At 72.0% G+C, this 9,476-nt stretch carries 5 protein-coding genes and 1 pseudogene; 1 reads left to right on the top strand and 5 read right to left on the bottom strand.

Annotation, left to right across the window (positions count from 1 at the left end):
• Positions 1-39 precede the first annotated feature (39 nt).
• From IF06_RS0119055 to IF06_RS0119035, 5 genes are all read right to left on the bottom strand, one after another.
• On the bottom strand, positions 40-852 hold the full coding sequence (locus IF06_RS0119055) for an aminoglycoside N(3)-acetyltransferase (protein WP_232236716.1): 813 nt from the start codon (positions 850-852) through the stop codon (positions 40-42).
• Positions 840-3,146, bottom strand: a complete 2,307-nt coding sequence (locus IF06_RS0119050) for an FxsB family cyclophane-forming radical SAM/SPASM peptide maturase (RefSeq protein WP_030272609.1) — start codon at positions 3,144-3,146, stop codon at positions 840-842. Before IF06_RS0119050 ends, IF06_RS0119055 begins: the two co-directional genes overlap by 13 nt.
• A 6-nt stretch (positions 3,147-3,152) precedes the next feature.
• Entirely contained in the window at positions 3,153-3,326 is a 174-nt protein-coding gene (locus IF06_RS33975; RefSeq protein ID WP_198039670.1) for a hypothetical protein, read from the bottom strand.
• Between the two features lie 287 nt (positions 3,327-3,613).
• Positions 3,614-5,875 carry a hypothetical protein gene (locus tag IF06_RS0119040; RefSeq protein ID WP_030272607.1) on the bottom strand — a complete coding sequence of 754 codons (2,262 nt, stop codon included), beginning with the start codon at positions 5,873-5,875 and terminating at the stop codon, positions 3,614-3,616.
• Between the two features lie 10 nt (positions 5,876-5,885).
• The gene (locus IF06_RS0119035; protein ID WP_232236715.1) at positions 5,886-7,931 is read right to left on the bottom strand and encodes a hypothetical protein; all 2,046 of its coding nucleotides are present in this window, start codon (positions 7,929-7,931) and stop codon (positions 5,886-5,888) included.
• Between the two features lie 311 nt (positions 7,932-8,242).
• Here IF06_RS0119035 and IF06_RS32220 point away from each other — a divergent pair.
• Positions 8,243-9,476 (top strand): annotated as a pseudogene (locus IF06_RS32220) (non-reducing end alpha-L-arabinofuranosidase family hydrolase); the annotation flags it as partial.

Below are 9,476 nucleotides of genomic sequence, written 5' to 3'. Positions count from 1 at the left end.
ATCGATCAGGGTAGAGAGGTTGCGCTCGGGTTACCAGGCTCACCGTCCGATGTGGGCGTCCATCCAGGCGACCGCGACGCGTACCGCACCGGATATCGGCAGCAGCCGGGCCGGTGCGTCCCCTACCGTCCCGTGCCGGGTGAACGCCGCCCGGTCGAGTTCCGCGCCGATCGCGGGAAAAGGGCCCGCATCCAGGTGCGGAGCCTCGAATTCCAGCCGTTCCCGGCGGCCGTCGCGCAGCACGTAGCAGCGGTACGGACGACGCGGCGCCGGGCGGCGTGACCGGTACTCGGCGAGGTGCAGCGCGGTGCATGTCGCATAGCCGACACCGAGCAGCAGCGTCCGGGCGCCGACCGCCTCCAGGGCGGCGAGCGGGGACCGCTCCCCGAGGTGGGAGTCCAGGTCGTGGACGCGCATCAGCTCCTCCGCCCGCGGCCCCCACGCGCTGAACGACGTCTGCGGGTGCCGGCTGCGGACCGCGCCGGGCAGCCGCCGTACGTGCTCGGCGAACGCGCCGACCCCGAACGACGGCGTGACGGCCGGGTCGAAGCCGGGCATCCGGTCCTCGTACGCCAGGCGTTCCTCGTCGGTCAGCCCGGCGGTCGCGGCGCGGTACGCGGCGCTGCTCACCGAGTTGTCAGGGGTCTGCGCCGGGACCACGACGGTGCCGGACGGACCGACGGCGGCCCGCAGCGCTGCAGCCAGGGTGCCCGACCCGCCGTCCACCGGCCCGAGCGCCCGCAGGGAGCAGTGCACGAGCACCACGTCACCGGGGCCGAGCCCGAGCGCGCGCAGGTCGGCGGCGAGCGTGCCGGCCCGGTACGCGGTCCGGGCGGCGGTCACGACGGCCACCCGGACATCGAACGCGCGACCTGCCGGACCAGCCGTGAGCCCGCCGGCGTGAGCGCGTCCGCCCGTTGCAGCGCGCCGATCGCCTCGGCCGTCCAGTCGCGGTACCGGCGGTAGACCGCCTGCGCGCCGTCGACCTGACGGTCGGCCCGGATCCGCCAGATGTCGGCCACCGCCGCGTGCGCGTAGATGCCGTGCAGGACGGCCTCGGCGGGCCGCGGGTCGGGCCGCCAGCCCACTGTGATGTCGATCGGCCGCGTGCCGTCGACCAGGTCGCAGATGTCCAGCAGCGCGTTCATCTTGCTGTGCTGGAACTCGTGCACGAGCAGCACCGCGAGCGATCCGGCGTCGGTCTCCGTGGCCGCGACACCGCCGAACGCCTGCCGCGCGGTCGACGCCTCGCTGACACCCGCGCCGCTGCGCCGCAGCGGCACCACGGCCCGCAGCCCGGCGCGCAACTCCTCGGCGTGGCCCGGCACCTCGTCCCGGATCACCTGCCACGCCGCCGCGAACGTCTCGGCCCAGCGCGCGGCGCCCGCGTCGTCGAGCCGGTCACCGGCGGGCAGCCGGTGGCAGTCGCGGTGCGGGTCGCCGTCCTCCAGCAGGACGCTCACGTCCGGCGCGGCGAGTACGCGGGTCGGCCACCACCGGGGCGCGTCCCCGGGTGTTCCGGGACGGATCGCCACTGTCACGTCCCCGGCGGCCACCCGTAGCGAACCCGGGCCGGTCTCGACCCGTGCGGCGCCGTCGCCCACCTCGGGCAGCAGCACGGTGCCCACTGTCGGCAGGTGCAGGCGGCCGGACCGCACCGGCACGTCGAGGCGTACCGGGGTGCCGGCGTCGAGCGCGGCGGCGACGGCGAGCGCGCTCAGGTAGTCAGGCCCCTGCCGGGCGCCGGTGCCGCTGCCGGCGAGGCAGTCGACAGCCCACGCCCGCACGTACGGGTGGGCCGCGATCCGGGCGACGGACTCCGGCGCGCTGCGGTCGAGGGCGGTCAGCGCCTCCCAGCCGTCGGCTCCGGCCCCGCCGGCCGGCAGGCGGTCGGCCACTTCGGCGAGCAGCGCGCGGACGATGGCGATCTGTGCCTCCACGAGCCGGCCGATGGCGACCCGGTCGCCGGTCAGTGCCGCGAGGCGGTCGATGAAGTCGTCGGGCAGGCCGGCGTCGAGCCGGACGGGTGCTGGTGGGTTCTCGTTCACGTGCACGATCAGCTCTTTCAGATCGGCGCAGTAGACACTCGGATGATCGAAGTGCCCGGCGCCGTACCGGTGGGCGAAGAGTCCGCCGCCGCACTGGTCGACCACCGGGCACCGCCGGCACTCGTCGCTGAGCCCGGCCCGGCCGGAGCGGCGGCGGGCCAGGAGCGGGCTGGCCGCCACGTCGTCGGCCGCGTGCGAGAAGACGGTCATGCCGGTGGCCGGCGCGCCGTCGTACGCGGTCTTGAGCGAGTCCGCCTGCTCCCACTCGCCGTCCGTCTCGACGACCGCCAGGTCGACCGGGTCGAGACCGAGCCACTCGGTGCGGCTGGGTCCGCCCGCGGCGGTGGACAGCAGCGAGTCGAAGAGGCGGACGGAGACCGGTCGGCCGTCCGCCAGCCAGCGGTCGTAGACGGCGCGCAGCCAGCCCGCGTACGCGGTGCCGCCGCCGGCCGGCCGCCACGGCGGGTCGTCCCAGGTGGCGTGCGGGAGCAGGAAGTCGATCCGGGGTGGCTCCTGGGCGAGCAGCGATTCGTACACCGCGATCGGGTCGTTGCGCACGTCCACCGTGCACAGCAGGCCCGAGTAGATCCGCCGGTACGCCGGGCGGCGCAGCAGGCCGAGGGCGCGGAGCACCTGGTCGTAGCTGCCGGCGCCGGACCGGAAGCGCCGGTGCCTGTCGTTGGCGGCACGGTCGCCGTCGAGCGAGACGCCGACCGCGACATCGTGTTCGGCGAGCAGGTCGCAGAGCTGCTCGGAGAGCAGTACGCCGTTTGTCTGCATGCCGAGCCGGAGCCGGGTGACCGGGGCGATGACCCGCCGGAGGTCCGCGAGCACCTCGCCGAGCCGTTCGGCGCCGAGCAGCAGTGGTTCCCCGCCGTGCAGGATCACCGTGACGTCCGGCAGGTCGTGGGCCGCGGCGTGTTCGGCGATCCGCCCGGCCGCGGTCCGGAGCACCTCCGGCGTCATCCGTACCGGGCGGCGCCGCCAGCTCTGGTCGGCGTGTTCGTAGACGTAGCAGTGGTCGCACGCCAGGTCACACCTGGCGTGCACCTTGAGGACGAACTCGGTGAGCGCCGCGCGGGCGGGCCCCGGGGCCATCGCGGATCAGATGAACGACGAGAACTTCGCCGCCGGGATCCGGGCCTGATCGAGGTGAGCCGCCATCACCCGGCGCACGATGGGGGAGATGTCCGCGGCGGAGAGCCGGTCGAGCGGCTCCGCGCGGACCCTGCCCAGCGACACCGGGGGCTCATCCTGGCGCATGGGTACGGTTTTCATGAGTCTTCCTTAGGTTCGTGTACGCGCCAGCCGAGCACAGCGGCGACGGCCAACCTAGTGGCTTTGGAGATCAAGCGCCATCGACCCACCGGTGGGGAGACGGTTCTTTTTGGACGGTGCGCCGACCGGCATCGTCGTCGTCGGGGGAGCGACCGTAAGGGATCAATTATGCGCCTTTTTGCCCATCTAGGCCACGTATCGAAAGTCCAGATTTTTGCAGAAACCGTCCACCCCGATCCCCTGGTCAGCTGAGGGACCGGGGTGGACGAGCGGCAGCGTCCGGCGGCTCAGACGGCCGGGCCGCTCCCGGACGGCGTGCCGAGGCGGATGTCGACGTCGGCCGGCTCGGTCATCTGGTCGTACGCCTTGGTCCGGAGCCGGTTGGTCTGCACCTCGCCGTCGAGCAGCGCGGCCCGCAGCGCCTCCGCGTCGCTGATCTCCTTGGCGGTCACCGCGTCGGCCGCTGTCGTGGCGCCCTGCACCACCTCCAGGTGGGTGCCGTCGGTGGGCATCAACTCGGTCCACTTCGCCAGGCAGTACACCCGCTCCGGCACGTCCTGGCACTCGGTGGTCAGCTCGGGCATCTCGTCGCCGGTGCCGAGGTGGCCGGTCCGGTACGTCGTCAGCTCGTCCACGAACGCCGCCAGCTCGTGCTCCACCTGGGGCGCCAGGCTGGTCGCCACCACCTTGCCGAAGATCCACCGCAGCGCGGTCAGCTCCATGCCGGCCCGTACCGGCAGGTAGAGCTTCGCCCAGCTCGCGTTGACGAAGTCGCCGGGGTCGCGCTCCGGGGCGCGGGCGTCGCCGCCGGACCACCAGCCGGGGTACGCCACGAACGACGCGCGCTCCCAGTCGAAGACGCGGTGCCAGAAGTCGATCTCCCACGCCTCGTCCCGCACGCTGGCCGGGAAGTGCGTCTCCACGATCTGCGAGACCATCTCGTTGACCGGCGAGAAGCCGGCCCGCAGGCGCGCCTCGAACTCGTCCCCGGCCGTCTCCGCCGCGGCCAGCACCTCGTCGCGCCGGTCCTGCCACTCCTGGAGATCGGTCAGGTAGCCCGCGACGAGCGCGTTGTACGCCGCGTCGTCGGCGGTCTGGTCCACCACCGTCGGGGTACGCCGGAATCCGGCGGCGAGCTGCACGTCGGCACCCGGACCCGCCAGCCAGCTCCGGGCGCCAACGTGCACGCGTACGCGCAGCACGGGCCGGCCGTCCGCCTCGGTGACCACCGGCACGCCCACCACCCGGGCGGCGATCGCGTCCGGCGGACGGCGGGTGATCAGCGTGAGGTTCTGCCGGATCGTGTCGATGTCGCCGTCCCACTCCCAGCCGGCGTCGAACGCGACGTCGACGTCGTAGTCGGCGCTCATGTCGCCGGTGAATCCCCACTTGTCGAGCGTGACCACGGGGGAGTACACGACGCGCGTCTCCACCGCGGCGGGCGCGCCACGCGGCGGGCGCTCCGGCTTCACCGGCGCCGGGGGCAGCGCGGCGACCGCGTTGTCGCGGATCCGCTGCCGTCCGCCGATGATCTTCTGGGCGAAGGCGAACGCCGGATCCTTGATCGTGGGGGCCCAGCAGACCCGTGCCCCGTACCGCTCGTGGGCCAGCTCCAGCCGTTGCAGCACCTTGAAGTAGTGCAGCGTGATCGGCGTGGCCCGGTTCGGGTTGCGGACGGTGCGCTTCGAGGAGGACTCCGTACCGGTCTCGCTGACCAGCTTGAAATCGGTCCTGTGCTGGGTGCGGTAGCGCGCCGCGACCTTCGAGGTGGCGGTCCGGCTGTCCTTCACGGCGCGGCGGCTCGTCTCCTGGCTCGCCGCGGTGACGCTGCTGGCGAAGCCGATGGTGTGGCTGGCGTTGAAGGTGCCCCAGACGCCGGTCGGGCTGGTGTACTGGCCGGTGTGGCTCGCGTTGAGCCCCCAGGTGTCGGTGAGCGACTTCTGCCGCTCGAAGCCCTCCTGGAGTTCGGTGGTGAGGGCGCTGGTCAGCTCGACGTCGGTCTGCTGTTCCGACTCGTTCTGCTCCTCCAGGGTCAGCTCGCGCTTGGTGTAGGTGCGCTGCTCCAGCACCGCCTCCTCGCCGGGGGCGAGCGCCAGCGCGTAGACGTGCTCGCCGAGCGCGAAGCCCACCGGCCGGATCCGGGTGCGGTCGAGGAACGCGATGCCCACGTCGGACTGGAGCAGGCCGGCGAGGAACTCCGCCTGCTGGTCGCCGAGGAGCGTCTGGCGTCGCGCCGGCGGCTCCCGGTACGACATGCCCGAGTCGGCGCCGGGCAGCGCCTCGGTGGCGACGTCCATCTCGTTGGCCTTCCACAGGTCGTAGAGGCCGAGTTCCTTGAGCAGGTGCGGCAGCCGGTCGCCGTCGAGCCCGCCGTAGCGGATCGCCTCGATCAGCGCCTGCTTGACGTAGAACGGCAGGATGGGCGTCTCGCCACCGCCGAAGGTGAGCCGGACCGGTACGAAGTAGTTGGAGTAGACGTACCGGTCGGAATGCGCGGTGCTGAAACCAAGCGTCGCCGGATCGGCGTCGGCGACGACGACTCTGCCCATCGGTGCTCCTCTACAGCGGCAGTTCGAACAGGGATTGCAGCCCTCGGTACGTCATCTCGTGCGAGGTGACGAAGAATCCGGGGAACAACTGGCTGAGGGCGGCCTGACGGAGGACCGTCTCGCGTACGGCGTGCGTGGTCAGCTCTTCGAGGCCGGCGACGACCTCCGCCGGGACGCCGCCCTTCGCGGCTCGCTGGTACGCCTCCGCGATCGCCTCCCAGCGACCGTCGAACGTCTCCCCGAGGTCGTCGGCGACGGTTCCCCAGGTCTTCTCGAAGCGCTCCAGCTTCGTCGAGGACGTCCAGTCGACGTTCGTGACGCGGGCCGCCTCGGGGTCGACGAGCAGCAGGTCGGAGCGGAGGTCACCGACCGTGGTGGACGCCTTCCACCGGAACCGTTCGGCGAGGTGGGTGGCGAGCGCCTTCTCCGCGCCGGTCGCGGCCGGGTTGCCGGTGAACCCGACGAGCCGCAGCAGCAGATCCCGGTCCGGGTGGCCGAGCAGCATCTGCGCGACCGTCTGGCGCAGCACCGCCTCGGAGCCGCGCAGCGCGGGCGTCAGCTCCGGGTGGGCCGCGCGGACCGCCTCGACCACCGTCGCCAGCGACTTCTCCGCGAACGGCTCCAGGCCGGGCGACCGGCCGACGAGCTGCGTGACCTCGGCCGCCATCCGCCGGTGCACCTGCTGACCGAGCCGCCACGGTTGCGCCTGCCCGGCCTTGCGCAGCGCGCGGAACTCCTCGTACGCGACGGTCTGGAGCGCCCTGTTGAACGCGGTGGTCAGCCGTTGCTCCAGTTGCCGGGCGATGGCGGCGCGCACGGCGGCGGCCCGGATGTCCCGGGGTGTCTTCGGCGGTTTCAGCTCGCGCAGGTCCTCGACCCGCTTGATGATCTCGTCGAGCGCCTCGGTCAGCTCGGCGCGGGTCGCGGCGCGGCCGGCCGACGAAACCGTCTCCGACATGCTCGCCATCAGCACGGGCCGGCCGTCGAGGCTCACCAGCGCGCCGAGCCGGGTGCCCGCACCGGCGCCTGCGAACGCCTCGGCGTGCGCCGCCTGGTTGAACACGGTCAGTGTGAGTTCGGCGTCGACGAGCAGCGCCCGGCCCTGGCGGAACAGCGCGTCGAGCACCTTCGGGGGGAAGAGCGTCCGCAGCATCGCGAGGCCCACCTGAGGCGTGGCGACGATCGCCGCCCGGCCGATCGCCACCAGCAGCGCGGCCGTCTGCGCGGTCAGCAGGCGCGCCTCCCGGGCGCCCGCGAGCAGCAGCGGTACATACCGGACGGCGGCGCGCACCGCGACGCCGCCGAGCAGCCGGGCGAGATGCACCAGGCCGGTGAGCACCTGGTAGAGGTCGCCGGCGACGCGGCCGAGCAGGCGGCCGGCGGCGAACGGGTCGAGGTCGTCCAGGTGCCGGGCGAACTGGGCGGCCCAGCCGCGCCACAGCGCCAGCAGCCGTTCCGGAACCGTCGTCGGGTCCAGCGCGGCGACGATGCCGGCCAGCGCCTGGCGTACGACTGTGGCCTGGTCGGCGAGGCGCTGCACACCGGCGCGCGGGTCGACTGTGAGCACGATGAGCGTGATGAACTGCTCCTGCTGGAGACGGCCGATCAACTGCACGAGCTTGCCGAGGTCGACCACCACCGTCGCGACGGACTCCCCGACGCCGACGGCGAAGCCGTCCAGGAACAGCTTCGGGTTGATCCCGTTCCAGGCCGCGTAGTGCCGCATCGCGTCGAGCAGCGCGGGGTCGAGGCCGAGCAGGTAGCGACGGAACGTGCCGTCGGAGTCGACGTCGGAGGCGGCCAGGTCGAAGAACGCCTCGGCCAGCCGGAGCTTCGCGAGCATCGAGACCAGGTCCCAGACGTTGTCCGGGGTGATGCGGCCGGTCATCGCGGCCAGCACCCGCTCGCGGGTCATCGACCGCGTGGCGTGTGCGTCCATCCAGTACTTGACCGTCAGCGCGACGAACTCCACCCGTGGATCCTGGGTGCGTGCGCCGAAGACCGCGGCCCGGTCCTCGGCGGACACCCGCGGCACGCTGAACCAGTCCCGGATCATGACGGATTCGTTCGCCGGCTGTCCCAACTCCCCCACCACCCCTCCAGCCGTGTGCACTGTCGGGCCGCGCTGAGGGCGGCGGTAGTGCTGGGTCGAGAAGCTGACATGGCCCCACGGCGTCACGCGCCCGTCGTCCATCGACTGTTACGACTTGACGAACGACGTGTTATCGCTCACAGTCGATGGCACAGGGCGGCGCCTTCGGCGGCTCACCGGGCGGGCGCGGATGGCCACGTGGCAGGCCGGGTGTGGGATCAGTGCGCTTCGACGAATTGTTAGCGCTCACAACATGTCTGATCTGAAGGAGGAACATGTTCGCTTTCGGTAGGTCCCCATCGACTGTGTCGCCGCCACGACGGCGCGGATGGCTGCCGCGCGTCGTCGCGACGGGTGCGGCCGCGGTACTCGTCGGCGCCGGCGCCGTGGCGGTCGTGTCCGCGCCCGCCGCCGCCGCGAGCGTCGACACGAACGCCTGGTACGTCCTTGTGAACCGCAACAGCGGCAAGGCGCTCGACGTCTACAACCTGGCCACCAACGACGGCGCGCGGATCGTGCAGTGGTCGCGCAACAACGGCAACCAGCAGCAGTGGCAGTTCGTCGACTCCGGTGGCGGCTACTACCGGCTGAAGTCCCGGCTGTCCGGCAAGGTGCTCGACGTCTACAACTGGTCGACAGCAAACGGCGGCAGCATCGTGCAGTGGTCCGACCTCAACGGGACCAACCAGCAGTTCCGGCTGGCCGACTCCGACAGCGGCTACGTCCGGCTGATCAGCCGCCACAGCAACAAGGTGGTGGAGGTGCAGGGCGCCTCGACCGCCGACGGCGGAAACATCGTCCAGTACGACGACTGGAACGGCGCCAACCAGCAGTGGCAGCTCGTACGGGTGGACGGTGGCGGCGGCAACCCCACCACGCCGCCTCCGACGACCCCGCCGCCGGGTGGCACGTGCAACCTGCCGTCGTCGTACCGGTGGTCCTCGACGGGCGCACTGGCGCAGCCGCGCTCGGGCTGGGTGTCGTTGAAGGACTTCACTGTGGTGCCGTACAACGGGCAGCATCTGGTGTACGCGACGACGCACGACACCGGCTCGTCGTGGGGGTCGATGAACTTCGGCCTGTTCTCGAACTGGTCGCAGATGGCCTCGGCCAGCCGGCACCGGCCCGATCGACCAGACCCTGATCGCCGACGACCAGAACATGTACCTGTTCTTCGCCGGTGACAACGGCAAGATCTACCGCTCCAGCATGCCCCTGGGCAACTTCCCCGGCAGCTTCGGCTCCACCTACACCACCATCATGTCGGACTCGACGAACAACCTGTTCGAAGCCGTGCAGGTCTACAAGCTCCAGGGCCAGACCCGCTACCTGATGATCGTCGAGGCGATCGGCTCCCAGGGCCGCTACTTCCGCTCCTTCACCGCCACCAGCCTCAACGGATCCTGGACGCCGCAGGCCGCCACCGAGTCCAACCCGTTCGCCGGCAAGGCCAACAGCGGCGCCACCTGGACCAACGACATCAGCCACGGCGAACTCATCCGCACCACC

This window comes from Micromonospora globosa, assembly GCF_000717585.1.
GTDB classification, from domain to species: Bacteria; Actinomycetota; Actinomycetes; order Mycobacteriales; family Micromonosporaceae; genus Micromonospora; species Micromonospora aurantiaca.
Note: the sequence above shows the minus strand (reverse complement) of the source record. Positions and strands in the feature narration are given on the sequence as shown.

Excerpts from the sequence above, each read along its gene's own strand:
- IF06_RS0119050 (WP_030272609.1), bottom strand. The coding sequence starts at position 3,146 with ATGGCCCCGGGGCCCGCCCGCGCGGCGCTCACCGAGTTCGTCCTCAAG.
- IF06_RS33975 (WP_198039670.1), bottom strand. The coding sequence starts at position 3,326 with ATGAAAACCGTACCCATGCGCCAGGATGAGCCCCCGGTGTCGCTGGGC.
- IF06_RS0119040 (WP_030272607.1), bottom strand. The coding sequence starts at position 5,875 with ATGGGCAGAGTCGTCGTCGCCGACGCCGATCCGGCGACGCTTGGTTTC.
- IF06_RS0119035 (WP_232236715.1), bottom strand. The coding sequence starts at position 7,931 with ATGATCCGGGACTGGTTCAGCGTGCCGCGGGTGTCCGCCGAGGACCGG.